Here is a 24596-nt window from a genome sequence, read left to right as displayed (position 1 = left end):
AGGTTCTGCCGGGTGCGCCTCGGGGTGCGCTGAGCGGGTCTGGGCAGGTCACCCGCGCGTCGGCCCAACTGAGCGGGACGCCGCAGACCCCCTGACCCGGGTGGGTCAGGGGGCCTGCTGGCTGTGGCTGCTGCGGCCGGTCAGTCGGCCGCGCGGGGTGGTCAGCGGCGGCCGGCGTCCCAGTGCTGGAAGCCCGCGCCCCTGGCCGCGTCCTCGCTGGCGAACCAGACCTCGGCCTCGGTGGCCTCGTAACCCGGGGAGTCGGGGCCGTGGAACACCATCGAGTCGGCGTTGCCCTTGATCCAGCCCTCGGGTCCCGAGCCGTCGTCGGCAGGCAGCACCGACCCGTCGAACGGGCCCTCGGTGAAGCCCTCCGGCGCGGCGGCGGGTGCGGCGGCGGGCGCGGCGGCCGGCGCCGAGGCGGACTCCGGCGTGGCGTCGTCCTGACGGCCGACCGGCACAACGGTCTCGGAGGCGCCCGATTCGGCCGTCCCGGCGGTGTTCTGCCGGTCCGTCGTCGGAGCTGCGTCGGACTCAGCCGCGGGCGACGACCCAGCTGCGGGCTGCGCGTCGGCCTCGTCCAGCGGGAGCGGCGGCGTGGACCAGTCGTCGCCGCCCTTCGCCGCCGGGGCCGCGGGCGCTGCGGGTGCCTCGTCCCGCGCGACCCCGGTGGGCTCGGTGGCCTCGGCCGTCCTGTCCGAATCCGTCGGACGCGGGGTCTCGGTGCCAGCAGCCGCCTCGGCGCCGGTGTCCGTCTCAGCCGGACGCGCGCCCTCGGCACCTGCCGTGGCCGCCCCGACGCTGCTGTCCGACTCAGTCGGACGCGCGGGCTCGGTGGCAGCACCCGCCTCGGCGGAGGTGTCCGTCTCAGTCGGACGCGCCTCGGTCGTGGTGCCGGCGGGGGTGCTGTCGTCCAGCGGCGGGGGCGGGGTGCCCCAGTCGTCGCCCCCGGACGCTGCCGGTGCCGCGGCGGGAGCCGCCGCCGTGTCCGTCTGAGTCGGACGCTCGGCCGCGGTGTCGGCCTTGGTGCTGGTGGCCTCAGCGTCGCCGGTGTCCGAACCAGTCGGACGCTCGGTCTGCTCTGCCGGAGCTGCGCCAGCGTCGGTCGTGTCCGTCTGATTCGGACGCGCCTCGGCGGCCGGCTCGGTCGTGGTGCTGGCGGGGGTGCTGTCGTCCAGCGGTGGGGGCGGGGTGCCCCAGTCGTCGCCCCCGGACGCTGCCGGTGCCGCGGCGGGAGCCGCCGTGTCCGTCTCAGTCGGACGCGCGGTCTCGGTGCCCGTGTCGGCCCCGGCCTCGGTGCTGTCCGTCTCAGTCGGACGTGCCTCGGTGGCCGGCTCGCTCTTGGTCTCGCCGGCCTTGTTGTCGTCCAGCGCGGGCGGCGCGGCGTCCCAGTCGTCGCCGCCAGCCGCGGGGGCGGGCTCGCCCTTGGGCTCGGCGGTCTTGTTGTCGGCGGTCTTGTTGTCGTCGAGGGCGGGCGGGGGAGCGTCCCAGTCGTCCCCGCCAGCGGCTGGTGCTGCGGCCGGGGCTTCCGTCGTGTCCGTCTCAGTCGGACGTGCCTCGGTGGCCGGCTCGGTCTTGGTCTCGCCGGCCTTGTTGTCGTCCAGCGCTGGCGGCGCGGCGTCCCAGTCGTCGCCGCCAGCGGCGGGGGCGGGTTCGCCCTTGGGCTCGCTCTTGGCCTCGGCGGTCTTGTTGTCGTCGAGGGCGGGCGGCGCTGCGTCCCAGTCGTCAGCGGTGCCGGCCGCAGCCTCCTGCGGCTCGTCGGTCTTCGCCGGCGTGGGCTCACCCTCCGAGGCGCCCGCGACCGCAGCCGCACCTGCACCGGCCGCACCGGCACCAGCCGCGGCAGCCGCCGCCTTGCCGCCCGACGGCCCCTCGGCCGGCTCAGCCGCGTCGGTCTTCGCCGCGTCGGCCTTCGCCTCGGCAGCCTTCGCACCCGCGGTCTGGTCGGCCGGCTTCGACTCGACCGTCTCGGTCGTCTTCGCCTCGTCGGCCGCCGCGGACGTGCCCTTCTGAGCGGTGCCCGCGGCAGCCGGCTCCCCGGCCTCGACCTCACCGGCCGGCGCCTCCGACTCCGGAGCGGCAGCCTCGACGCGACCCTTCCGGTCGACACCCTGGATCCCTACCGTGCCTCCGGCACCCTTGCGCGGGTCGCGGACGTACCACCACGCCACACCGAACAGCACCAGCAGGACCAGCAGCAGAACGAGCCATTTCATGCCTCGAACCCTAGGCGTGGCGCGATACCGGGCACCACTTACCGTTGTCGTCGTGTCAGACCGTGAGCAGCCGCCGCCGACGAACCGTCGACCGGTGCGGCGCGCGCCCAACTTCCCGCAGTTCATGATCATCGGCGGGCTGATCGGCGTGCTGCTCGGGCTGTACGTCGGCCAGCGCGGCGAGTCCGGCAGCTACTCCGACGCCACCGCCATGGGTCTGTTCGCCGTGCTGTTCGGGGCCATCGGCGTCATGATCGCCACGGCGATCGCGCTCGCGCTCGACAAGCGCTCCCGCCGCCGCTGACGTACGCGCTGAAACGCGGTTATAGCGCCCTGACTCTGCTGCAACCCGGTCAAAGCGCTCTAACCGCGTTTCAGCGGCCCGTGCCCCAGCGGCCCGTGCCCCAGCGGCCCGTGCCCCAGCCGCCCCCCCGCACTGCCCCACCACCTGGGCTCGACCATCCCTCCCGACGTGGGACACTGGACCCGTGGCTGGTGACGGACGTCTCTCGCACGACCTCATGCCCGGCGAGAAGTCCCCGCAGGACGCCTGCGGGGTCTTCGGGGTCTGGGCCCCCGGTGAAGAGGTGGCGAAGCTCACCTACTTCGGGCTCTACGCCCTGCAGCACCGGGGTCAAGAATCCGCTGGCATCGCGACCAGCGACGGGCGCAGCATCCTGGTCTACAAGGACATGGGGCTGGTCAGCCAGGTGTTCGACGAGTCGAGCCTGGGCTCGCTGCGCGGGCACCTCGCGATCGGGCACACGCGCTACTCGACCACCGGCGGCAGCACCTGGGAGAACGCCCAGCCGACGCTCGGTGGCCACGACGGCGGCACGGTCGCGCTGGCGCACAACGGCAACCTGGTCAACACCGTCGAGCTGCGCGACCTCGTCGACCAGCGCACCAACGGCCGCTACTCCGGCGAGCTCGGCCGCGGCAGCACCAGCGACACCGCCCTGGTCACCGCGCTGCTCGCCGCCGACCCCGACCGCAGCCTCGAGAACGCCGCGCGCGAGGTGCTGCCGCTGCTCAAGGGCGCCTTCTGCTTCGTGTTCATGGACGAGCACACGCTGTACGCCGCCCGCGACCCCCAGGGCGTGCGCCCGCTGGCGCTGGGCCGGCTCGAGAACGGCTGGGTCGTCGCGTCCGAGACGGCCGCGCTGCAGACCATCGGCGCGAGCGTCGTGCGCGAGGTCGAGCCCGGCGAGCTCATCGCCATCGACCAGGACGGCCTGCGCAGCCACCGCTTCGCCGAGCCGCGGCCCAAGGGCTGCGTGTTCGAGTACGTCTACCTCGCCCGGCCCGACGCCGTGATCCGTGGCCGGGTGGTCCAGGAGGCCCGGGTCGACATGGGTCGCCGGCTGGCGCGCGAGCACCCGGTCGACGCCGACCTGGTGATCGGCGTGCCCGAGTCGGGCGTGCCGGCCGCCACCGGTTACGCCCAGGAGAGCGGCATCCCGTTCGGCCAGGGCTTCGTCAAGAACGCCTACGTCGGGCGCACCTTCATCCAGCCCAGCCAGACCTTGCGCCAGCTGGGCATCCGGCTCAAGCTGAACCCGCTCGAGCACACCATCCGCGGCAAGCGGCTCGTGGTCGTCGACGACACGATCGTGCGCGGCAACACCCAGCGCGCCCAGGTGCGCATGCTGCGCGAGGCCGGCGCCAAGGAGGTCCACGTGCGCATCTCGGCGCCGCCGGTGACCTGGCCCTGCTTCTACGGCATCGACTTCGCCACCCGCGCCGAGCTGATCGCGAACGGCCTTGACACCGAAGGCATTCGGGCGTCGATCGGGGCCGACTCGTTGGGCTACATCTCCCAGGAGGGGATGGTCGCCGCGACCGAGCAGCCGCCCAGCCAGCTGTGCACGGCCTGCTTCGACGGCGTCTACCCGATCGGTCTGCCCGACGAGGACTCCCTCGGCAAGCACGTGCTGGAGACCCTGCCCGTCGAGGTCCGCACCGGCCACGACCGTTCGATCCGGCACCGTCCCGAGGACGAGGTCCCGCGCCGCCCCGACGCCGAGGGCGTGTCGCTGGGCGTCGCCGGCGGCGCCGAGAACGCCCTCCTGCGCCCGTGACCACCCCCGAACAGCGAGGCCCGATGAGCGACTCCCCGATGACGTACTCCGCCGCGGGCGTCGACGTCGAAGCCGGCGACAAGGCCGTCGAGCTGATGAAGGCGTCCGTCCGCCGGGCGCAGCGCCCCGAGGTCATGGGCGGGCTCGGCGGGTTCGCCGGGCTGTTCGACGCCTCGCTGCTGGCCGGGATGCGCAGCCCGGTGCTGGCCACCTCGACCGACGGCGTCGGCACCAAGGTCGCCATCGCCCAGGCGATGGACCGGCACGACACGATCGGTTTCGACCTGGTCGGCATGGTCGTCGACGACATCGTCTGCTGCGGCGCCGAGCCGCTGTTCATGACCGACTACATCGCCACCGGCAAGGTCGTGCCCGAGCGGGTCGCCGCGATCGTCTCCGGCATCGCCGCCGCCTGCGAGCAGGCCGGCGTCGCGCTGATCGGCGGCGAGACGGCCGAGCACCCGGGGCTGCTCGCCGAGGACGAGTACGACGTCGCGGGCGCCGCCACGGGCGTCGTCGAGCGTGCGGACCTGCTGCTGCCCGAGCGGGTGCAGGTCGGTGACGTGGTGCTGGGGCTCGCGGCCTCGGGCCTGCACTCCAACGGATACTCGCTGGCCCGTGCGGTGTTCGACCGCGCCGGGTGGGCGCTGGACCGCGACGTGCCCGAGCTGGGCAGCACGCTGGGCGAGGCGCTGCTCACGCCGACGCGCGTCTACACCGCCGACCTGCTGCAGCTGATCCGCACCGAGGGCATCGACGTGCACGCGCTGTCGCACGTCACCGGCGGCGGGCTCGCCGCCAACCTCGCGCGGGTGCTCCCGGCCGGGACGCTCGCGCGGGTCGACCGCGCCAGCTGGACACCACCGGCGATCTTCGAGGTGATCCGCCAGGTGGGGTCGGTGCCCGTGACCGACCTGGAGCGCACGCTCAACATGGGCGTGGGCTTCTGCGCCGTGCTGCCCGCGGAGCAGGCGGGCACGGCCCTGGAGGTCTGTGCTGGTCTCGGTCTGCCGGCGTGGGTGCTCGGCGAGGTGATCGACCCGGCGGCGGCTGAGCCTGGCGTCGAGGTGGTCAGCGGTGCCAAGGGCAGCGTCGGCGGCGGATGTCAGCTGGTGGGTGAGCACCCGCTCGCCGACTGACTGCCGGGCCGGGGAGTCCGCTCAGCGGTCGCCCGAGGCCCACTTCTCGTAGTCGGCGTAGTCGTCGTCAGGCTCACCCTGATCGCCGCCTCGCGGCTCGTCGGCTTGGTGCGACGAGTTGCCTGAGCGCAGCTCGCGCTCGAGTGCGCTCAGGTCGGTGTCGGGAGAGAAGTACTTCAGCTCCCGGGCCACCTTGGTCTGCTTTGCCTTCGCCCGGCCGCGCCCCATGGCGTGACCCCCTCTGTGTTTGCCCAGAACGGCAAGCAACGGCGGCGCAAGTGCTGCGTCGTCGTCACCCACGGCTCTCGGGGATCCTCAGTTCTGTCGTGGGACAAACGGTACCTCAGTCGGAGCCGTGCTCGGGCATCGGTCCGGATGCCGCGAGCCGCCCCGCCGACCGTGCCGGAAACGGTGCCGGAGACGGCACCAGGGATGGCGCGGAGTCCGCGCCATCCCTGGTGGGAAGGGGTGTTTGCTCAGGCGTCGTCGCGGACCCGGCCGCGGGCGTACCAGCCGCCGCCGAGGATGACGAGCAGCGCCAGCACACCGAGCCCGACGATGAGCCAGGGCTGGTTGTTCGTGGCGTTGGTGTCGACCTGCTCGCTCGGCGTGGCGGGCGGGGTGCTGCTGCTCGCCTCGAAGCCGGGCTGGCTCTCGGCCGTCTCGTTGGTCGGGGCCTCGGTGGCGGTCCCGGTCTCGGTGCCCGAGTCGCCCGTCGCCGGCGCGGTGCCGGTCTCGGAGCCGGTCTGCGACGCGCCGCCCTCGACGGTGAACGCGAAGTTGCCCGAGATCGGGTGCCCGTCGCTGGAGGTCACCCGCCAGGTCACGGCGTAGCGGCCGGGGGCGCTGATGTCGACCGCCTGGCTCGCCGAGACGCCGTCGATGCTGACGTCGCCGGAGGTGACCTGCTGCCCGTCGGGGCCGGTGACCTGGATGCGCGAGCCCGCGGGGACGATCTCGGCGTTGAACGTCAGCCCGACCGTGTCCGGGGCGCTGACCGTCGCACCGTCCGCGGGGGTCGACCGCAGCAACCGGTCGTGGGCCGACGCGCTGGGCGCGTTCGCGACCCCGAGACCGAGCAGGCCGAGGAGGACGAAGAAGACTGTGAGGGGGCGTGCCGCTGTTTTCACGCGCGTCATTGTGGGGCGTGAACCTGTGTGCCCCCTGGCCGGGGGGCGGGAGCGACGACGGGCCGCGACCGGAGTGGTCGCGGCCCGTCGTGGGTGGTGGCCAGGGACGGGGTCGAACCGCCGACCTAGCGATTTTCAGTCGCTCGCTCTACCAACTGAGCTACCTGGCCAGGTAGTGCTGGCGACCCCGACGGGACTCGAACCCGCGACCTCCGCCGTGACAGGGCGGCGCGCTAACCAACTGCGCTACGGGGCCTTGGTTGCAAGGCCTTCTTGCGTGTATCCCCAACGGGATTCGAACCCGTGCTACCGCCGTGAAAGGGCGGGGTCCTAGGCCGCTAGACGATGGGGACCTGTCCTGTTCGAAAGGTCCCAACCCGCCAAGCGAAGCTCGGATCCGTCGAGGACTCGGCAAGCATAGGGGGTGCCCGGCGCAACCACCAAAACGAGGTGCGCGGCTCACTCTCCGGCAGCCCAGGACAGCAGCTTGTCGCGCTCCCAGGTGTCGACGATGCGCTCGATCGGGACCCCCAGACGCTCGGCCCGCTCGCAGCCGTACTGCACGAAGTCCAGCTGCCCGGGGGCGTGCGCGTCGCTGTCGATCGAGAACAGGCAACCGATCTCCAGGGCGAGCGTGAGCAGGTCGTCCGGCGGGTCCGTACGCTCCGGCCGGCTGTTGATCTCGACGGCGGTGCCGTGCTCGGCGCACGCCTCGAAGACCGCCCGCGCGTCGAACTGCGACTGCGGACGCTTGCCGCGGTCGCCCTCGATCAGCCGCCCGGTGCAGTGACCGAGCACGTTGACCAGCGGGTTGCTCACGGCCGTCACCATCCGGCGGGTCATCGCCTGCGGGCCCATCTTGAGCTTGGAGTGCACCGACGCGACCCGCAGGTCGAGCCGCTGCAGCATCGCCTCGGTCTGGTCGAGCGCGCCGTCGTCGAGGATGTCGACCTCGATGCCCTTGAGCAGGGTGAACCCGTCGACGTGGGCGTTGATCGTGTCGATCACCTGCAGCTGCTTGCCGAGGCGCTCCTTGGACAGGCCGTTGGCGATGCGCAGCCGGGGGGAGTGGTCGGTGAGCACGAGGTACTCGTGGCCCAGCTCCATCGCGGTCGCCACCATCTCCTGGATCGGGGATCCGCCGTCGCTCCAGTCGGAGTGGCAGTGGCAGTCGCCGCGCAGCGCCTCGCGATAGGCCAGACCGCCCTCGGTGAGGTGCTCGGGCGCGGCCTCCTCGAGCTCGACGAGGTACGTCGGCGTCTGGCCCGCGAGCGCCTCGCGGATGACCTTCTCGGTCGCCTTGCCGATGCCCGGCAGGTCGCTGAGCGTGCCTGCGGCAGAACGAGACTCGAGCTCCTCGCGCGGTGTCTTGACGACCGTGTCGGCAGCGGTGCGGAACGCCTTGACGCGATAGGTCCCGGCCCGGGAGCGCTCCAGCAGGAAGGCGATCCGGCGCAGGGCGTCCAACGGCTCCATCCCGTGAGCCTAGAGCGGTCTCGATAGGGTCCCCGCATGCGGACCTGGCTCGTGCCCGTCGTGCTCGTGCTCGCCGGCCTGTGGGTCTGGTGGATGCGCCGCACGCTGCGCGCGAAGTACCTCCAGCGCCTGGTCGTCGCCGCCAAGGGCAGCCCGCGTCGGGCGCGGGTCGTGACCCTGACCTGGCAGACGGCGGTGGCGCTGACCGGGGTGCTGCTGATCGCCGCCGCGGCGCTCGCGCAGGCGCAGTGGGGTCTGGACGCCGTGCGGATCCCGTTGCTGCTGCTCGTGATCGCGCTGATCGTGCCGCTCGGCAGCATCGCCAGCGGACGCGACGCGTCGGCCGGCCGGCAGCGGCGGGTGCAGGTGCGCCGCAGCGTCCAGCAGCGCCTCACCGACGTGGGCGCCAGCGGCGAGGTCGCCGACGTGGTGGTGCGCACGAGCAAGCCGTACGCCTACGTCTCGTTCGCGCTCGGCCTGGTCGCGGCGTTCCTGCTGGTCTGGCGGGGCTGAGCCTCAGGAGGTGCGCGGCAGCTGGGCGCGCTCGTCGTTCTGCATCTCGGCCGCCTTCTTCTCGGCCGCCTGGGCGGCGCGCTCGGTGACCACGCCGATGACGTACACCACTCCCACGGCGCCGACGGCCATGAGCAGGCGCGGGCGGCGGACGCCGCGGTTCAGCAGCATCTGCTCGACCTTCGCGTCGAGCTTCAGGCCCGGCTTGGACGTGAGCAGCCCGACGCCCGCGGTCACCGCGGTGAGCGCGCCCGCGACGCCCTCGACCGGGCCGGCCTTGGAGCCGAGCTTCCCGGCGAGCGGCGCGGCCGAACCTGCCTTGGCGTCGGTGCCGAGCAGCATCGCCGTGCCCGTGCCCGCGGTGTTGGTCGCCAGCAGGCTGCGCCGCGCCCAGGTTGGCACCCGCGCCGGCCGCAGATAGGTCACGACCCCGGCGATCGCGGCCGAGGTGAGGTTCTTGCCGGCGGGGGAGCGAAGGAAGCTGCGCGCAGTCATATCGCCACTGTATTGGTCTCGGCTCGTGCTCCGTCGGTCTCGTTCAGTCCGCGTCGACGAGGGCGCGGGGGCGCTGGCCGCGCTGCAGGACCGGGCCGCCGAGCCACGCGGTCAGCAGCATCAGCGCGCCGGCGCAGATCGTGACGGCGAAGGCGGGGGTGTGGCCGCCGTGGTCGGCGAGACGGCCGGCGACGGCGGCGCCGACGGCGTACCCGAGACCGGTGGCGCCCGCGAGCAGCGTCATGGCCGCGCCGGTGCGGCTCGGGGCCGTCACCCGCTCGCCGAGGGTGAACGTGGTGATCATGTACGGCGCGACGCTGAGGCCCAGCACGAGCAGCACCGGGGCCAGCTGGGCGAGCGAGTCGACGAGCAGCAGCGGCAGGGCGAGCAGCACGAACGCCAGCGCGAACCAGCGCAGCCGCGCCGGCAGGCTCCAGCGGGCCGGGAGCACGGTCAGCGACAGTCCGGCGATCACGCTGCCGATGCCGAGCAGCGCGTGGAACAGGCCGGTCAGCCCCGGCTGGCCGGCGGCGGTGGCGAGCACGCTCGTGCCGTTCTGCACCGAGCCGAAGACGCTGCCGATCGCCAGCTGCGCCAGGCACAGCACCTGCAGGGCGGGCGTCAGCAGCCGTGCGGTGCTGGTGCCCTCGTCCTCGGGCGCCTGGAAGGTGATGCGCGCCGTCTCGTGCAGCGCGAACCAGGTGCCGAACACCGCCAGCATCGCGGCCGCGACGAACAGCGCGACCGACGGCCCGAGCAGCGCGAGCACCCCGACCAGGGCCGGGCCGAGCACGAAGGCCGCCTCGTCGGCAGCACCCTCGTAGGAGAACGCCGTGTCGACGAGCTTGCTCGGGGCGCCGGCCCGCTCGGCGACCGGGCGCCAGCGCACCCGCGCGAGCGGACCGACCTGCGGCAGGAAGAACCCGGCGACCGTCGCCGCCACCGCGACCCAGCCCCAGGCCAGGTCGGTCGGCACCAGCGCCAGCACCACGAGCAGACCGGTCGCCGCGGCGAGCGACTGGATCAGCACGACCGGGCGCTGCCCGAACCGGTCGGCCCGGTTGCCCCACCACGGGGCCGCGACCGCGTTGGCGACGGCGAGGGCACCCGCGCACGCGCCCCCTGCGCCGTAGCTGCCGGTGTCGTCGGCGACCAGCAGCATGACGCCGAGCTGGCTCATGGCCAGGGGGATGCGACCGAGGAAGGCGACGACGACGTACGTCAGGCCGGTCAGGCCGAACAAGGAGCGATATTGCGACACGGGCTCTCCGGGGAGGACGAGGCGGTGCGTGCTGTCCCACCTCACAGCCACGCGGAGCCCTGTTCGGTGTCCGAGTGTACGACCTCCACGCCGCCCGGAACTCGTCCGGATCTACGCCAGTCGTGGCCTGACCTGGGAAACCCCTCGGTTCCCCACAGGTCAGGTGTCAACCGAACCTTCAGCAGTCCCTTTACATATACATCGGTGCGGCGAATCCATCTGGTGAGCGGGCGATCTGGCTCTGCAGTGCGTCTGGCAGGCCGACATGGATGTCATTCAACGGCACGACAAAGTGGAACGTGGAGCGACCGTCGGAGAGCCGAACATCTGCCGCATCCGTCTCTGACGGTGAAGGGGTGTGCGCTACCCGGGTGTAACGCAAGCACAGTCCTTGCCTGCCGAGAAGATCGATGTTGGCTCCGAGGTCGTATAGCAGTTCCGCCCATGGCTGTTCGGGATCGAAGGCCGTCGAGCCTTGTGGCCTGACGTCGCCGGGGAAATCCCTTTCCAGCTCGGCTGCGCAGGCACTGACTCCCCGCGAGGGATCCCAGATCGCACTGCCGCGCACCCAGTGGATGACTGCTACGTCGTTTCGGAACTCCACGGCGTGTACCGCGGGGCCATCGAGGCGACGTTCCAGGTCGGCCGCTGCCGTAAGCGTGTCAGCCATGAAGCGGGCACGCGGATCCAGCCCTGCTGCGTTCACAGGCGGGCCCCTTCTTAGATGTTCACGGCGTTCTTGACCCAGTCTGGGCGCGGTCCATAATACCCCTCACAAGACGACGTTACGACGCCAACGAGGTGCCATTACCCAAAGGTCAATGCTCGTCTTGAGGGCGGTGCGCGAGACCACCTTGCACGTGCGGAAAAGCCCCCGCCCGAGCAAAGGGCGTAGTTCACTGGCTGCCAATATTCGTACTTGTAGCTGGCGATCCACGTCCGGTTGGTCGAAGCATCCCTCCATGAACCCGCGTCCGCTGCCCGGGAGCGCGGGTCAGGCGGCGGGCAGGCCCGCGCGCAGCTTCTCCATGCGGGTGATCTGGCTGCCCTGGCTGGAGCGGATGTCGCCGCCGAGCTTCTCGATGTCGGCGTCGGTGCCGCCCGACTTGTCGCGCAGCAGCGCCATCGAGATCGCGCCCTGGTGGTGGGTGATCATCAGGTTGAGGAACGTGCGGTCCTTGGCCGGGCCCGAGGCGTTCTGCAGGGTGAGCAGCTGCTGCTTGGAGGCCATCCCGGGCATCGACGGGTCGTGGCCGCCGGCCATCCGGGTGTTGGTCGCCTGCGGCGGCACCCGCTGGCCCTGCTTCTCCAACCAGCGCTTCATGTAGCCGATCTCCGGCCCCTGCTCGGCCCGGATGCGTGACGCGAGCGAGCGCACCTGGCCGTCGGTGAGCCCGCCGAACGCGATGTCCACCATGGTGAGCGCCTGCGCGTGGTGGACGATCATGTTCTGCACGAAGCGCACGTCGGCGGGGCTGGCCTTGGCGCTCGGGCTCGGCACGGCGCGGGTGCCGGTGAGCGTCTGGTTGTCCTGCCCGGGCCGCCCGGGTTGCAGCACCGGGGCGTCGGGGGAGGTGGCGCTCGACCGGGGCGCGGCGTCCTCGCTGCAGCCGGTGAGCACCGCGCAGCAGACGGCGACGGCGGCGGCGACGCGCAGGCCGGGGGCGAGAGGCATGCGCCGATCCTCACCCGCGGCGGGACCGGAGCGGGGGACCGCTGGCATTTCTTGACCATCTCTTGAACGTGCGGACCGGCCCGGGGCACGCGACCCCAGGCGATGCTGAGCGAATCCCCGACCGCGCGCGCAGGCGCCGGTCACTCTCAGATGGGAGCGCTCATGAGATCTCGGCGACCGCACCGCCGACTGTCCACGCTCGCCGCCGCCCTGCTCGCAGGGACGTTCGGGCTGGGCATCTCCGCCGCCAGCGCCGACCCCGGCGACGGCTCCGGCCCGGACGGCGACGACCGCGTCCGGACCAGCACCTCGTCCAAGGCCGGCACGGGCAAGCCGGCGGGCATCGGCCTGTCCGGCACCCAGCTGGCGCCCGACCAGATCGGTCGCAGCGCCAACATGGAGCTGCTGAAGAACGTGAACCCGGCCGGGCCGCTGGCCGACAGCACCGGCACCGACATCGCGTTCGAGGGCAACCGCGCCTACGTCGGCAACTACGACGGCTTCACGATCTACGACGTCTCCAAGCCGGCGAACCCGCGCATGCTCTCCCAGGTGGTGTGCCCCGGCGCGCAGAACGACGTGAGCGTCTCGGGCAACCTGCTCTACCTCGGCACCGACTCCTCGCGCTCGGACGACTCGTGCGCCTCGACCTCGCAGCCGGCTACCCAGAAGGACAGCTGGGAGGGCATCAAGATCTTCGACATCAGCGACCCCACCAACCCCCGCTACCTCAAGGCGGTCGAGACCAGCTGCGGCTCGCACACCCAGACGCTGGTCCCGGGTGACGCCGGCACCGACTACCTCTACGTCTCGAGCTACGCCCCCAACGCGGCCTACCCCGACTGCGCGCCGCCGCACGACTCGATCTCGATCGTCGAGGTGCCCAAGGCGAACCCGACGGCGGCCAAGGTGGTCAGCACGCCGAACCTGTTCCCCGACGGCGGCCTCGCCAACACCTCCGGCTGCCACGACATCACGGCCTACCCGGCGCGCAAGCTCGCCGCGGGCGCGTGCATGGGCGACGGGATCATCATGGACATCAGCGACCCGGTGAACCCCAGGGTCGTCGAGCGGGTCACCGACCCCAACTTCGCGTTCTGGCACTCCGCGACGTTCAACAACTCCGGCACCAAGGTCGTCTTCACCGACGAGCTCGGCGGCGGCGGCGCGGCGACCTGCAACGACGCCGTGGGCCCGACCCGCGGCGCCGACGCGATCTACGACCTGGGCTCGGACAACCGGCTGTCGTTCAAGTCCTACTTCAAGATCTCGCGCGACCAGTTCGACTCCGAGAACTGCGTGGCGCACAACGGCTCGCTCATCCCGGTCAAGGGCAAGGACCTGATGGTGCAGTCGTGGTACATGGGCGGCACGAGCGTGTGGGACTTCACCGACTCGGCCAACCCGCGCGAGATCGCCTACTTCGAGCGCGGCCCGGCCGCCGGCGACGACGGCGGCGGCACCTGGTCGTCGTACTACTACAACGGGCACATCTACTCCTCCGACCTCGGCAAGGGGCTCGACGTGCTGCGCGTCACCGGCAAGGACGTCGCTCCCGCCGCCGGCGTGAAGATGGACGAGTTCAACCCGCAGTCCCAGCCGTACGTCCCGCGCGGCTGACCCGGCACTGCTCGCCCGGCCCTTCGCCGGGCAACGGCGAACGACCCCCGTCCCTCACGGTGAGGGACGGGGGTCGTTGCCGTGGACGTACGGCGGTCAGCCCTGCTTGCCGCCCGACCGGTTGCCGATCATCTGCTTGGCCGCGTCGGTCAGCGCCTGCTGCGCGGTGTCGACGGTCTCGGAGGAGACCTGCCGGGGCTTCGGCCGGGTCGAGGACTGCTGCTCGCCGAGCCGCGGCAGCATCTGCGCCAGCAGCAGGGTGGACAGCGCCGAGCTGTCCGAGCCGCCGCCGTCGGTCTGCACGATGACCGGCTGCGGCGCGTGCTGCGCGAGCTGGGCGCCCACGTCGAGGCGACGCCGGGCCAGCTCGTAGCCGAGGACGGCCCGGTTGTCGCGGTACGCCGTCGCCAGCTGCTCCTGCGCCCGCGCCTCACCCTGGGCGGCCACCAGGTTGGTGCGGCCGCGGGTCTCGATCTCGTACTTGACCTTCTGCGCCTCGGTCTCCTGCTCCTCGAGCATCTGGGCGACGTCCTTGCGGGCCTGGTTCAGCGAGGCGTTGACCTCGACGACCTTGGCGTCGCGGACCTTCTTGGAGCGCTCGATGTCCATGAGCAGGGTGTCGACCCGGCGCTTGCGCGTGAGGTCCCACTCCTTCTCGTAGGCCTGCAGCTCCTTGGCCACCCGCTCGCGCGTGGAGATGTGCTGGCGGTACTGCGTCGGCAGCTGCACGTCGGGGATGTTGCACCCCATGATCTGCACGCCGTAGCGGGCCAGCTGCCGGTTGAGCAGGTCCTGCATGTCCTGCACGTCGGAGCCGCGCAGGTCGTAGGCCTGCTCGGTGCGCACCTGCCGCGAGCGCTGCCGGATGGCGTCCTGCACCGAGTTCGACAGCACCAGGTCGAAGTTGCCGGCACCGATGCGCTGCACGAACTGCAGCGCGTCGACGATCCGGAACTTCAGGAAGAACTCGATCGACTTCAGCGGGACGTTCTCGTGCGTCGGGCACGCGAGCACCGGTGCGTTGTAAGGGATCTCGGTGGTGACGTCGACGACGTACGCCACCCGCGCCCACGGGTGCCACAGGTAGTGACGACCGGGCGTGAGGCCCGGGCCCGAGATCGCGCCGAACTTGGTGAGCACGCCGACGGTGCCCTCCTCGATCTCGATGATCGAGGAGCGCCACCACCACAGCGCCGCGCCCGCGAGCGACAGCACACCCAGCAGCAGCAGTGGGACCATTGCCCAGTCGGCGTCGGTCGTGGTCGCGATGCCCGCGCTGAGGAACGCCCACAGCGCGATCCAGACCAGCGTCAGCCAGCGCAGGCCGCGGCCGTCCTTGGGGATGACGACCGGCACGATCGCACCCTGGTCGCCGCCGCGCAGCAGCTGGCGGATGTCACCCCAGCTGCCCAGGGCCTCCTTGATCGATGACATTCCGCGCGGACGCGAGGCCATCTCCTCCTGCATCGGGGCGCTCATCGCTGGCCCTCCTCACCCTGGCCGGGAAGCCGGTGTCGGTCGTTGGTCGGCGGCGGGGGCGGGGGCGGGGGAGTCTCGCCGAGCCGCAGCCCCTGCGTGGCGTTCGGGTCCCCGGCCTGGGCCATCGGCACCGCGGTCGGGTCGGTGGCCGGAGCCTGCCGTACGCCGTCCGCACCCGGGCGGGGTCCGCCCGGCGCCGGCCCGGCCGGTGCGGGGCTCGCGCCACCCGGTCCACGAGGTGCCGGACGCTGGGCGGCCGGCTCGGGCGTACCGGCCCCGGTCGGCTCGTCGACCGACACCGAGCGGCGGATCTCCTCCATCCGCTCGGCCCCCGGCAGCTCCTCGTCGCTGCTGGGTTCGGCCAGCTCCTCCATCTCCGGGGTCTCTGGCGGCTTGAGCAGCTCGGTGATCGAGCTCTCCCGCGAGCTGATGCGCGCGGAGATCTCGTCGCGGCGCTGCCGGATCTGGTCCAGCTCCTCGGCGCTGAACAGGTTGGCGCTGCCGCCACCGACGAGGCCCTGGGCGATCTTGAGGTAGTCGACGCTCTCGTCCTGACCACCGATCTGCACCATCTGCGGGAGGCTGTCGCGCACCTGCTCGAGGCGGGCGAGCAGGTCCTGCTGGTACCGGTAGTCGAGGATCTCGGGCGCCTCGGCCGCGCTCATCGCGCGGATGTCCAGCGCCTGCGCCTCGAGCAGCGCCGCGTTGGCGTTGGCCTCGGACTCGGCCTCGACGAACCGCTGGCGCGCCATCGCCGTCGCGCGGTTGGTCTCGCGCTCGAGCGCGGTGTCCATCTGCGCCTGGTACTTCGCGATGTCGGCCTGGATCGAGCTCAGCGTCTCGTTGAGCGAGGCGAGGTCGCGGTTGAGGTCACCCTCGTTCTGCTCCTTCTTCAGCTGCAGCTCGTACTCGTAGGTGTAGGCCTCCTTGGCCACCCGCACCATCTCGGGCGCGGCGAGGTCCATCCGGTACTCCTGGCTGGAGGGCTCCGCGTGCGTGATGTTGGCGTGGGTGAACTCCACGGCCGGCGCGAACTGGGTGTTGAGCTGTTCCAGCAGCCGCTGGGTGCTCTCGCCGACGAGGTCGTAGATGCCCGCGGCCTCCTGCTCGTAGATCAGCGAGCGGGTGGTCTCCGAGATCGCGTTGTTGAGCTTGTCCTGGAAGCCCTGGACCGCGCCGAGGGAGAAGATGAACTGCCGCGGGTCGACGATCCGGAACTGCAGGAACAGGTCGACGCTCGCCTGCACGCCGCTCTTGGTCGGCGCCTGGTGGATCGGCGCGTTGTAGGGGTACTCCCGCGTCGTGTTGACGATGTACGACACCCGCTTCCACGGGTTGAACAGCGTCACCAGACCGGGGCCCACCTGGTTCTCGACCTTGCCGAAGCGGCTGATCAGGGCCTGGCACCCCTCGGGGACCATCACCATGCCGAGGCGCCACCACAGGAACGCGGCGAGCAGCAGCAGGATGACCCAGTAGTGCGGGCCGAACAGCGCGACGTTGAGCCCGTCGGTGGGGATCAGCGCCACGAAGCCGAAGATGCCGACGATCGCGAGCACCAGCACCGGGAGCATCCCGACGAACCGGCGGCCCTTGGGGATGACCATCGGCGTGATGACGTGCAGCACGCCGTTCGGGCCAGGCTGGTAGCTCGACTGGTTCAGCGTCTCGCTGGCGTTCTCCAGCGAGGTCGTCTGCTGCACGATGCGCGTGCCGGTCGAGAACCCCTGGGTGCGCGCGGTGGCGAAGTCGGAGGGGTCGAGCCCCCCGGGCAGCCGCTCGGCTGCCTGCTGCGTCACCCCCTGCACCGCCTGCTGCACGGCCTGCTGCACCCCGCCGCCCTGCGCGATCTGTTGCGCGGCCTCGCGGATCTGTTGTGCTCGCCCCATAGGGCCCTCCTCGCTCGCGTCCCCCCGTGACGTGGCGTCACGGGCACCCGTCGCCGGGAGTCTTTCACGGGTGGCGGCGTCGGGACCGGGGGTCGCCGCTGCTCGTGCGACGCGCGAAGGCGCCGATCGGCTCCCACCCGACCCTGGCGTACGTCCTCGGCCGGGTCCCGTTGCCGACTCGTCATCCGACATGCCGACACGGTTAACCCCTGCCGCGGGTGGTCTGGGTGACCCTGGAGTGCGTCCCCGGCACCGATGGGGACGCAGGGACAACGGGGGAGAGCACCATGACCGACGTTCGACGTCGCACCGTGATCGGAGGCGGGCTGGCCGGCGCGGCGCTGCTGGCCGGCTGCAGCTCGGAGAAGGAGGAGCCGGTCTCGGCCGGAGAGACCGGCGGCGGCCGCAAGCCGCCGAGCACCACCACGACGACCCGGCCGGCGGGCAAGCCGATCGGCGACGGGTCGACGTCCGACACGGGCCCGCAGCCGCACCAGCCGCGCTGGACCCGGCTGAAGCCGGGCGAGAAGCCGCCGCAGTTCGTCGTGATCTCCTGGGACGGCGGCGGCGAGACCTCCCTGAAGCTCAACAGCCACTTCCAGCAGGTGGCCAAGCGGCACGGCGCGTCGATGACGTACTTCCTCACCGGGATCTACTTCCTCCCCGGCGGCAAGAAGATGCTCTACTCCCCGCCGCGCAAGAAGCAGGGCGCGTCCGACATCGGCTACTTCCCCGACCGGTTCGTGCGCAGCACGATCGAGCAGATCGGCAAGGCCTGGCTCGCGGGCCACGAGATCGGCACCCACTTCAACGGCCACTTCTGCGGCGAGAAGGGCGTGGCGAGCTGGTCGGTCGAGGACTGGAAGTCCGAGATCGAGCAGGCCAAGAAGTTCGTCAAGACCTGGCGCACGAACACCGGGATCACCGACCTGCCGGCGCTGCCGTTCGACTACGAGAAGGAGCTCGTCGGCGGGCGCGCGCCCTGCCTCGAGGGCGTCGACAACCTGCGCAAGGCCGCGGCCGAGCTGGGCTGGCGCTACGACTCCAGCGGCGCGCGCTACCCCACCTGGCCGAAGAAGGTCGAGGGCATCTGGGACCTGTCGCTGCAGGCCGTGCCCATGCCGGGGTCCGACCGCGAGGTGATCGCGATGGACTACAACTTCCTCGCCAACCAGTCGGGCGACGTCAACGGCGACAAGGCGCAGCGCCCGAAGTGGAAGAAGCAGACGGTCGACTCGTTCATGGCCGGGTTCCGCCGCTCCTACGACGGCAACCGGTCGCCGCTGGTCATCGGCAACCACTTCGAGAACTGGAACGGCGGCATCTACATGGAGGCCGTCGAGGAGGTCATGGGCCAGATGGCCGCCGAGCCCGACACCCGGCTGGTGTCCTTCCGGCAGCTGTGCGACTGGCTCGACCTGCAGGACCCGGAGGTGCTGAAGAAGCTGCGCAAGCTCGGCAGCGCGCCGAGCGAGGGCTGGGCGTCCTACCTGGCCTGAGCGCCACTAGCGTGGCCGACCATGAGCCAGAACCCCGGTGAGACCAGCGCTGCGAGCACGCGTCCCGGGATGGGCGCGACGACGTACGACGGGGGCACGACCTTCCGGGTCTGGGCACCGTTCGCGCAGGACGTCTCGGTCGTCGGCGACTTCACCGGCTGGGACGAGCGGCCGGTGCCGCTGCAGCGCGAGGACGGCGGGCGGTGGTCGGTCGACGTGCCGGGCGTCACGAGCGGCGCGGAGTACAAGTTCCGGCTGACCGGCGCGGGCGGCCAGCAGCTCAGCAAGATCGACCCGTACGCCCGCCGCGTCACCTCCTCCGTCGGCAACGGAGTCGTCTACGACCACGCCGAGTTCGACTGGCAGGGCGACGATTTCGCGGCTCCGCCGATGGACGACCTGGTGATCTACGAGCTGCACATCGGCTCGTTCTTCACCGAGGACCCGAACCGGCCCGGCACGTTCGCGCTGGCCTTCAGCAAGTTCGACCACCTCGTCGCGCTGGGCGTGAGCGCGGTGCACGTCATGCCGATCATGGAGTTCGCCGGCGACCGGTCGTGGGGCTACAACCCCGCGCACATCTTCGCGGTCGAGTCGGTCTACGGCGGGCCGGACGCGCTGAAAACCTTTGTGCGAGAAGCGCACCGACGCGGCATCGCGGTGATCCTCGACGTCGTCTACAACCACCTCGGCCCGAGCGACCTCGACCTGTGGCAGTTCGACGGGTGGAGCGAGAACGGCAAGGGCGGGATCTACTTCTTCAACGACGACCGGTCCAGCACGCCGTGGGGCGACACCCGCCCCGACTACGGCCGCGCCGAGGTGCGGCAGTTCATCTTCGACAACGCCCAGTCGTGGCTGCGCGACTTCCACGTCGACGGGCTGCGCTGGGACATGACGCCCTACATCCGCAGCGTCGACGGCGGCGGGCGCGACCTGCCCGAGGGCTGGTCGCTCATGCACGACGTGAACTCCGCTCTGCAGCAACAGTTCTCGGACGTGGTGTTCATCGCCGAGGACATGCAGCGCAAGCCCGAGATCACCCGCGGCGACGGCGCCGGGTTCCACACCCAGTGGGACGGCGCGTTCGTGCACCCGGTGCGGTCGGCGATGAAGGCGCTCGACGACGGCAGCCGCTCGATGGGCTCGCTGGCCGAGGCGGTCACCACCCGCTACAACGACGACGCGTTCCAGCGGGTCGTCTACACCGAGTCGCACGACGAGGTGGCCAACGGCAAGGCGCGCCTCCCCGAGGAGATCGACGGGAACGACCCGCGGGCCTGGCACGCCCGCAAGCGCTCGACCCTCGGCGCCGCGCTCGCCCTCACCAGCCCGGGCGTGCCGATGCTCTTCCAGGGACAGGAGTTCCTCGAGGACGAGTGGTTCCGCGACGACGTGCCGCTGGAATGGTCGCTCAAGGAGACCTACCACGGCATCGAGCGGCTCTACGCCGACCTGATCCGGTTGCGCCGCAACGCATCCGGCGCCAGCGCGGGTCTGCGCGGCCAGCAGACCGCAGTGACGCTGCTCGACGACCAGGCCAAGCTGATGGCGTACGTCCGGCGCGCGCAGGGCGGACCCGGCGACGACGTGCTCGTGGTGGTCAACGCCTCGGCCCAGGAGCGGCGCGACGTCGTCGTGCCGGTGCCCGCCGGCGGACGCTGGCGGCTGCTCGTCAACAGCGACGCGAAGATCTACAGCGACGACTACGGCGACCTCGGCAGCGACGCCGACGCGTTCGAGGAGAACGGCCAGACGCGGGTGCGGGTCAGCATCGCGCCCTACTCGGTGCTGGTCTACGGGCTCGCCGGCTGAGGCTCAGCGCTCGGGGCGCGGGACCATCGTGAGCTGGACCAGGTAGGGGACCGTGCCGGGCGTGCCGCGGTCGTGGCCGGCCTCGGCCCACCTCTGCCGCAGCGCGTCGAGCTCGGACCACAGCTCGTCGGCCTGCTCCTCGGTGAGGAACAGGCCGCCCATCGAGGTCTGCAGCGAGTGCAGCGACGACGCCACCCCGCGGTCGGAGAGACGGTTGAACGACACCTGTCCGCTCTCGCCAAGGCGGATCGTGAGGTCCTGGTTGGGCATGTCGGCGACCGATGCGACGGCATCGACGACCTCACGGTTGATCAAGGCCATCTGCTGCTCGTAGTGCTCGGGCGGCACCAGCGCGGCCGGGAGCCGGAACGAGCGGGCGACCGCGCGGTAGCGCTTGATCGGACGCCCGGCCCGGGGCACCACCTCGACGACGCGCAGGACGCCGGCCGCGACCAGCCGGTGCACCCAGTGGTGCACCTGGCCGATGGGCCGCTCGAGCCGCGCGGCCGACTCGGCGATCGACCGGTCTTGATCCAGAAAGGAGCTCACGTGCAGCGCGGCCTGTCGGCGGGACAGCAGGCGGGCGACCTCGGGGTCGGTGATGACCTGCTCGTCGGGCGGTTCGGGGTGCGTCGTCACCTACTCAGCATATTGTCTTGTCGTCGAAGTAGGTCGACTTCTAGCGTCGCCGCGACGGCGACGAAGGGGGAGGCAGATGACGCAGACGACTCAGCGGTGGCAGCGCGAGGTGACGTTCTGGCGGCACGCGCGGCGGGCGTACCCGCTCGGCACGGTGGTGGGCCCGGGGCTGGTCGTGCTCGCGGCGGTGGCGTCGTTCGCCACGATGGTCGCGACCGGTCGGCTGGTCACCGCGGTGGTCGACGGCGACCCGGTCTGGACCTGGCTCGCGCTGGTCGTCGCCGGGATGATCACCCAGCCCGTCGCGATGGCCGCGCTCGACGCGGTCGGGGCGGTGCACCAGGTGCGGCTCACCGAGCAGCGGCACCGGATGATCGCCGAGGCCGCGCTGGCGCCGCACGGCATCGGCCACCTGGAGGACCCGCAGCAGGCCGGCCGGGTGGCCGCGCTCACCGAGCACGTGCGCTCCGCGGTGGGGCTGCAGGAGATCGGCTCGGTCTGGCGGGTGCTCGCCATCCGCGCGACGGGCGTGGCCGCCCTGGTGGTCGTCGCCTCGTGGTCGTGGTGGATCGCCCTCGGGGTGCTGCTGGCGCAGCTGGTGCAGGGGCACCTGTTCACCAGCTACATCGACGTCGTCAACCGAGAGCTGCTCACCGAGAGCTCGGTCGAGCGACGCCGCGCCCGCTATCTGTTCCAGCGGTTGACGGTCCGTGACGCGGCCAAGGAGGTGCGCCTGTTCGGGCTCACCCCGTGGCTGCTGGGGGAGTACGCACGCACCTGGGAAGCGGTGAACGACAACAGCATTCGCGCCCGACGCGGTGCGATGCGGCGGTCCCTCGCGGGGGCCGTGCTGCTCTCGGCGGGCATCGCTGCCGCGCTGGCGTGGCTGGTGCGCGACGCCTGGGTCGGGGCCGTCGGCGTCGGAGCGGTGGTGACGATCGTCCAGGGCATCGACGGGCTGGCCTCCTTCGGCGCCCTGGGCGACCAGAGCGTGCGCAGCGGGCGGGCCCGCGAGACCGAGCTGCGGCTGGCAGAGCTCGTCGGGGGCGCAGCCGGCCTGCCGGCCCTCACGACCGCGGCGAGCGCCGCCGGACGCGGTGCCGCGCGCGTCGACCTCGACGACGTGACGTTCACCTACCCCTCGCGCACCGAGCCCACCCTGCGCGGGCTCGACCTGCACGTCCCGGCGGGGCAGTCAGTCGCGATCGTCGGCGTCAACGGCGTCGGCAAGTCGACGCTGATCAAGCTCCTGTGCGGGCTCTACCCACCCGACGCGGGGACCGTGCGCATCGACGGGCTCGACCCGGCCGCCGCCGACGACGTACGCCGTCGGGTGGCGGTGATCTTCCAGGAGTTCGTGCGCTACCACCTGTCGCTGCGCGACAACGTGACGATGTCCGAAGGCCGCGAGCCCGGCGCGTTCGAGGAGGCGCTCGCCGACGCCGCGGGCGAGGACGTGCTGGGGCGCGTCGGCGGCGACTGGGACACCGTGCTCGACCCCGGATATGCCGGTGGCACAGACCTTTCCGGCGGTCAGTGGCAACGGGTCGCCCTCGCGCGGGCGCTGCTCGCCGTGCGCCGCGGCGCCGGGGTGCTGGTGCTCGACGAGCCGACCGCGGCCCTCGACGTGCGGGCCGAGGCGCAGATCTTCGACCGGTTCCTGCAGGTCACCCGCGGCGTCACGACGGTCCTGGTCAGCCACCGGCTGTCCAGCGTGCGGCACGCCGAGCGCATCGTCGTGCTCGGCCCCGACGGCATCGTCGAGGACGGTTCGCACGAGGAGCTGCTCGCCCGCGACGGCGACTACGCCCGGATGTTCCGCCTGCAGGCGGCGCGGTTCGCCTCGGCCGGTGGGCGGGTGCAGGCATGAACGGCGGCTGGTGGACCTCGCTGCGCCTCGTCACGCGCATCGCGTGGGAGCAGGGCCGCGGGCACGCGGTGGCCGCGCTGCTCGAGGTCGTCTCCCGGGTGCTGACGGCGCTCTTCCCGCTCTTCGCCGGACTCGTCGTGGGCGGCCTGGCGGCCCGCGACCTGACGCTCGTGCTGCTCGGCGCTGGAGGGCTCGTGCTCTCCCGGGCGCTCAACTTCCTCCTGGTGATCGTCGGGGTGGAGTCGCGGCTGGTGCTGATGGAGCGGGTCGGTCACGCCATCGACCTGCGCGTGGGACAGCTGTCCGGCGAGGCGGCCACGCTCGACCACCTCGAGGACCCGGCCCACCAGGACCAGGCCCAGGCGCTGGCCGAGCGGCTGGGGAGGGTGGGGATGGCGTACAACCTGCTGGTCAACGTGCTCAACAACCTGGCCGGACCGGTCATCACGATCGTCGTCGCGGCCACCGCCGACTGGCGGCTGCTCCTGCTGCTCGCGGTCGCGCTGCCGGCCACCTGGCTCGGGCGCCGGTCGATCCAGTGGGAGGCGGAGGCCGAGAAGGCGGGCGCGGAGGCCGGTCGCCGCAGCGCGCACCTGCTGGGCGCGGCGACGGCACCGGTCGCCTCGTCCGAGCTGCGCGTGCTCGGCGCTCGCCGGTGGGCGCTGGACCTGCTGTCGCGCGAGGCCGCCCGGTGGCGTCACCCGCACCGCACCGCCGAGGTGCGCACCGCCGGGTGGTCGATCGTGCTCGCGGTGGGCTACCTCGGCGCGGCCGCGGCGATCCTGGCCTGGATGGTGCGTGACGCGCTGGATGGCCGGATCGACCCGGGGCGGCTCGTCACGGGCGTCCTGGTCGTCGGTCAGCTGCGCGAGTCGGTCACCGATCTGCAGTGGGTGATCAGCGGGCTGTCGGGCGCGCTGCGCGCGGTCAGTCGCTATCGGTGGCTGGAGGACTACGCGCGGACGGTCGACGAGGAGCACGCCGGGACGGCCGCCCCGCCCGCGCGGCTGACCGACGGAATCCGGTTGCAGGGCGTGGGTTTTCGCTATCCGGGTGCCGACCGGGAGTCGCTGAGCGACATCGACCTGCACCTGCCGGCCGGCGCGGTGGTCGCGGTCGTGGGCGAGAACGGCGCCGGCAAGTCGACGCTGGTCAAGCTGCTCACCGGCATGCACGACCTGTCCTCCGGCCGCATCCTCGTCGACGGCGTCGACCTGCGCGCGCTCGACCTGCCGGCCTGGCGCGCCCGGTGCTCCGGCGCCTTCCAGGACCACGCCCGGCTCGAGCTCACCGCCCGCGAGGCGGTCGGCGCCGGGTCGGTGGAGGTCCTCGACGCAGGGCGGGCAGAGATCGACTCGCGGGTGCTGCGCGCGCTCGAGGACTCCTCGGCGAGCGACGTGCTGCGGGCGCTCCCCGACGGGCTGGACACCCAGCTCGGCGCCGCCTGGCCGGGCGGGGTCGACATCTCCGGCGGGCAGTGGCAGCGGCTCGCGGTCGCCCGCGCGATGGTGCGGCTCGACCCGTTGCTGCTGGTGCTCGACGAGCCGACGTCGGCGCTGGACCCCGCGACCGAGCACGCGCTCTTCGACCGCTACGCCGAGGCGGCTCGTGCGACCGGCGGGCGTGGCGGCGTCACGCTGCTCATCACCCACCGCTTCTCCACCGTCGCGGCGGCCGACCTGGTGATCGTGCTCGCCGACGGCGGCGTCGCCGAGGTCGGCACGCACGCCGACCTGATGGCGGCGGGCGGTCGCTATGCCGACCTCTACGCGCTGCAGGCGGCGGGATACCGCTGACCA

At 72.0% G+C, this 24596-nt stretch carries 20 protein-coding genes and 3 tRNA genes; 9 read left to right on the top strand and 14 right to left on the bottom strand.

The features are described 5' to 3' along the window. Window positions 1–161 precede the first annotated feature (161 nt). On the bottom strand, window positions 162–2216 hold the full coding sequence (locus FB554_RS13160) for a sunset domain-containing protein (RefSeq protein ID WP_142006765.1): 2055 nt from the start codon (window positions 2214–2216) through the stop codon (window positions 162–164). Window positions 2217–2268: 52 nt separating this feature from the next. On the opposite strand from FB554_RS13160, the gene FB554_RS13155 reads away from it, so the two are divergent. The 3 genes from FB554_RS13155 (at window position 2269) to purM (ending at window position 5436) form a co-directional block, all read left to right on the top strand. Next, on the top strand, window positions 2269–2520 hold the full coding sequence (locus tag FB554_RS13155) for a hypothetical protein (protein ID WP_142006764.1): 252 nt from the start codon (window positions 2269–2271) through the stop codon (window positions 2518–2520). A 217-nt stretch (window positions 2521–2737) separates the two neighbouring features. Next, window positions 2738–4297, top strand: coding sequence for an amidophosphoribosyltransferase (gene purF, locus FB554_RS13150; protein ID WP_217925258.1), 1560 nt, complete (start codon window positions 2738–2740; stop codon window positions 4295–4297). 23 nt (window positions 4298–4320) lie between these two features. Further along, the gene (purM, locus tag FB554_RS13145; RefSeq protein WP_142006762.1) at window positions 4321–5436 is read left to right on the top strand and encodes a phosphoribosylformylglycinamidine cyclo-ligase; all 1116 of its coding nucleotides are present in this window, start codon (window positions 4321–4323) and stop codon (window positions 5434–5436) included. 21 nt (window positions 5437–5457) lie between these two features. Here the strand turns inward: purM and FB554_RS13140 are convergent, their stop codons facing one another. The 6 genes from FB554_RS13140 to FB554_RS13115 all read right to left on the bottom strand — a co-directional run bounded on the left by FB554_RS13140 (window position 5458) and on the right by FB554_RS13115 (window position 8042). Further along, on the bottom strand, window positions 5458–5664 hold the full coding sequence (locus FB554_RS13140; RefSeq protein ID WP_142007609.1) for a DUF3073 domain-containing protein: 207 nt from the start codon (window positions 5662–5664) through the stop codon (window positions 5458–5460). A 248-nt stretch (window positions 5665–5912) separates the two neighbouring features. Further along, complete coding sequence (locus tag FB554_RS13135) at window positions 5913–6566, bottom strand: copper resistance CopC family protein (protein ID WP_170206881.1); 654 nt, start codon at window positions 6564–6566, stop codon at window positions 5913–5915. A gap of 94 nt (window positions 6567–6660) precedes the next feature. Further along, window positions 6661–6736: transfer RNA gene (locus FB554_RS13130), tRNA-Phe, on the bottom strand. A 9-nt stretch (window positions 6737–6745) separates the two neighbouring features. Next, a tRNA-Asp gene (locus tag FB554_RS13125) sits at window positions 6746–6822 on the bottom strand. Window positions 6823–6846: 24 nt separating this feature from the next. Further along, a tRNA-Glu gene (locus FB554_RS13120) sits at window positions 6847–6919 on the bottom strand. Between the two features lie 106 nt (window positions 6920–7025). Next, window positions 7026–8042: a PHP domain-containing protein gene (locus FB554_RS13115; protein ID WP_142006760.1), complete on the bottom strand. Its 1017-nt coding sequence runs from the start codon at window positions 8040–8042 to the stop codon at window positions 7026–7028. A 36-nt stretch (window positions 8043–8078) separates the two neighbouring features. On the opposite strand from FB554_RS13115, the gene FB554_RS13110 reads away from it, so the two are divergent. Further along, window positions 8079–8555: a hypothetical protein gene (locus tag FB554_RS13110; RefSeq protein WP_142006759.1), complete on the top strand. Its 477-nt coding sequence runs from the start codon at window positions 8079–8081 to the stop codon at window positions 8553–8555. Between the two features lie 3 nt (window positions 8556–8558). Here the strand turns inward: FB554_RS13110 and FB554_RS13105 are convergent, their stop codons facing one another. The 4 genes from FB554_RS13105 to FB554_RS13090 all read right to left on the bottom strand — a co-directional run bounded on the left by FB554_RS13105 (window position 8559) and on the right by FB554_RS13090 (window position 11986). Continuing rightward, a complete protein-coding gene (locus FB554_RS13105) occupies window positions 8559–9050 on the bottom strand; it encodes a hypothetical protein (protein ID WP_142006758.1) in 492 nt (163 codons plus the stop codon). A gap of 43 nt (window positions 9051–9093) precedes the next feature. Then, a complete protein-coding gene (locus FB554_RS13100) occupies window positions 9094–10311 on the bottom strand; it encodes an MFS transporter (RefSeq protein WP_236022399.1) in 1218 nt (405 codons plus the stop codon). 190 nt (window positions 10312–10501) lie between these two features. Beyond that, window positions 10502–11017 carry a hypothetical protein gene (locus FB554_RS13095; protein WP_142006756.1) on the bottom strand — a complete coding sequence of 172 codons (516 nt, stop codon included), beginning with the start codon at window positions 11015–11017 and terminating at the stop codon, window positions 10502–10504. Between the two features lie 288 nt (window positions 11018–11305). Next, window positions 11306–11986, bottom strand: coding sequence for a DUF305 domain-containing protein (locus FB554_RS13090; RefSeq protein WP_142006753.1), 681 nt, complete (start codon window positions 11984–11986; stop codon window positions 11306–11308). A gap of 162 nt (window positions 11987–12148) precedes the next feature. Here FB554_RS13090 and FB554_RS13085 point away from each other — a divergent pair, with 162 nt between their 5' ends. Continuing rightward, window positions 12149–13606 (top strand): LVIVD repeat-containing protein, encoded by a 1458-nt coding sequence (locus tag FB554_RS13085; protein ID WP_211344605.1) that lies wholly within the window; start codon window positions 12149–12151, stop codon window positions 13604–13606. A gap of 96 nt (window positions 13607–13702) precedes the next feature. On the opposite strand, the gene FB554_RS13080 is transcribed toward FB554_RS13085, so the two are convergent. Further along, a complete protein-coding gene (locus FB554_RS13080; protein ID WP_211344604.1) occupies window positions 13703–15085 on the bottom strand; it encodes an SPFH domain-containing protein in 1383 nt (460 codons plus the stop codon). Further along, a complete protein-coding gene (locus FB554_RS13075) occupies window positions 15082–16974 on the bottom strand; it encodes an SPFH domain-containing protein (RefSeq protein WP_142006749.1) in 1893 nt (630 codons plus the stop codon). The genes FB554_RS13080 and FB554_RS13075 overlap by 4 nt, the downstream gene beginning before the upstream one ends. A 287-nt stretch (window positions 16975–17261) precedes the next feature. On the opposite strand from FB554_RS13075, the gene FB554_RS13070 reads away from it, so the two are divergent. Continuing rightward, the gene (locus FB554_RS13070; protein WP_142006747.1) at window positions 17262–18473 is read left to right on the top strand and encodes a polysaccharide deacetylase family protein; all 1212 of its coding nucleotides are present in this window, start codon (window positions 17262–17264) and stop codon (window positions 18471–18473) included. Between the two features lie 21 nt (window positions 18474–18494). Continuing rightward, the gene (locus FB554_RS13065) at window positions 18495–20288 is read left to right on the top strand and encodes an alpha-amylase family glycosyl hydrolase (protein WP_236022398.1); all 1794 of its coding nucleotides are present in this window, start codon (window positions 18495–18497) and stop codon (window positions 20286–20288) included. A gap of 3 nt (window positions 20289–20291) precedes the next feature. On the opposite strand, the gene FB554_RS13060 is transcribed toward FB554_RS13065, so the two are convergent. Continuing rightward, window positions 20292–20927 carry a hypothetical protein gene (locus FB554_RS13060; protein ID WP_142006745.1) on the bottom strand — a complete coding sequence of 212 codons (636 nt, stop codon included), beginning with the start codon at window positions 20925–20927 and terminating at the stop codon, window positions 20292–20294. Window positions 20928–21003: 76 nt separating this feature from the next. Between FB554_RS13060 and FB554_RS13055 the strand changes: the two genes are divergently transcribed. After that, a complete protein-coding gene (locus tag FB554_RS13055) occupies window positions 21004–22797 on the top strand; it encodes an ABC transporter ATP-binding protein (protein WP_142006743.1) in 1794 nt (597 codons plus the stop codon). Next, window positions 22794–24593 carry an ABC transporter ATP-binding protein gene (locus tag FB554_RS13050; protein WP_142006741.1) on the top strand — a complete coding sequence of 600 codons (1800 nt, stop codon included), beginning with the start codon at window positions 22794–22796 and terminating at the stop codon, window positions 24591–24593. The genes FB554_RS13055 and FB554_RS13050 overlap by 4 nt, the downstream gene beginning before the upstream one ends. The last annotated feature ends 3 nt before the right edge of the window (window positions 24594–24596 follow it).

Source organism: Barrientosiimonas humi (assembly GCF_006716095.1).
Taxonomy (GTDB): Bacteria; Actinomycetota; Actinomycetes; order Actinomycetales; family Dermatophilaceae; genus Barrientosiimonas; species Barrientosiimonas humi.
The sequence above is the reverse complement of the archived record's forward strand: the minus strand, read 5'-3'. Positions and strand labels throughout refer to the sequence as shown.

What these genes read in the sequence shown, in the direction of transcription:
- FB554_RS13115 (WP_142006760.1), bottom strand. Translation starts at nt 8,042, where the DNA reads ATGGAGCCGTTGGACGCCCTGCGCCGGATCGCCTTCCTGCTGGAGCGC.
- purF (WP_217925258.1), top strand. Translation starts at nt 2,738, where the DNA reads ATGCCCGGCGAGAAGTCCCCGCAGGACGCCTGCGGGGTCTTCGGGGTC.
- FB554_RS13080 (WP_211344604.1), bottom strand. Translation starts at nt 15,085, where the DNA reads ATGAGCGCCCCGATGCAGGAGGAGATGGCCTCGCGTCCGCGCGGAATG.
- FB554_RS13140 (WP_142007609.1), bottom strand. Translation starts at nt 5,664, where the DNA reads ATGGGGCGCGGCCGGGCGAAGGCAAAGCAGACCAAGGTGGCCCGGGAG.
- FB554_RS13055 (WP_142006743.1), top strand. Translation starts at nt 21,004, where the DNA reads ATGACGCAGACGACTCAGCGGTGGCAGCGCGAGGTGACGTTCTGGCGG.
- FB554_RS13070 (WP_142006747.1), top strand. Translation starts at nt 17,262, where the DNA reads ATGACCGACGTTCGACGTCGCACCGTGATCGGAGGCGGGCTGGCCGGC.
- FB554_RS13160 (WP_142006765.1), bottom strand. Translation starts at nt 2,216, where the DNA reads ATGAAATGGCTCGTTCTGCTGCTGGTCCTGCTGGTGCTGTTCGGTGTG.
- purM (WP_142006762.1), top strand. Translation starts at nt 4,321, where the DNA reads ATGAGCGACTCCCCGATGACGTACTCCGCCGCGGGCGTCGACGTCGAA.
- FB554_RS13065 (WP_236022398.1), top strand. Translation starts at nt 18,495, where the DNA reads ATGAGCCAGAACCCCGGTGAGACCAGCGCTGCGAGCACGCGTCCCGGG.
- FB554_RS13050 (WP_142006741.1), top strand. Translation starts at nt 22,794, where the DNA reads ATGAACGGCGGCTGGTGGACCTCGCTGCGCCTCGTCACGCGCATCGCG.
- FB554_RS13110 (WP_142006759.1), top strand. Translation starts at nt 8,079, where the DNA reads ATGCGGACCTGGCTCGTGCCCGTCGTGCTCGTGCTCGCCGGCCTGTGG.
- FB554_RS13105 (WP_142006758.1), bottom strand. Translation starts at nt 9,050, where the DNA reads ATGACTGCGCGCAGCTTCCTTCGCTCCCCCGCCGGCAAGAACCTCACC.
- FB554_RS13090 (WP_142006753.1), bottom strand. Translation starts at nt 11,986, where the DNA reads ATGCCTCTCGCCCCCGGCCTGCGCGTCGCCGCCGCCGTCGCCGTCTGC.
- FB554_RS13085 (WP_211344605.1), top strand. Translation starts at nt 12,149, where the DNA reads ATGAGATCTCGGCGACCGCACCGCCGACTGTCCACGCTCGCCGCCGCC.
- FB554_RS13075 (WP_142006749.1), bottom strand. Translation starts at nt 16,974, where the DNA reads ATGGGGCGAGCACAACAGATCCGCGAGGCCGCGCAACAGATCGCGCAG.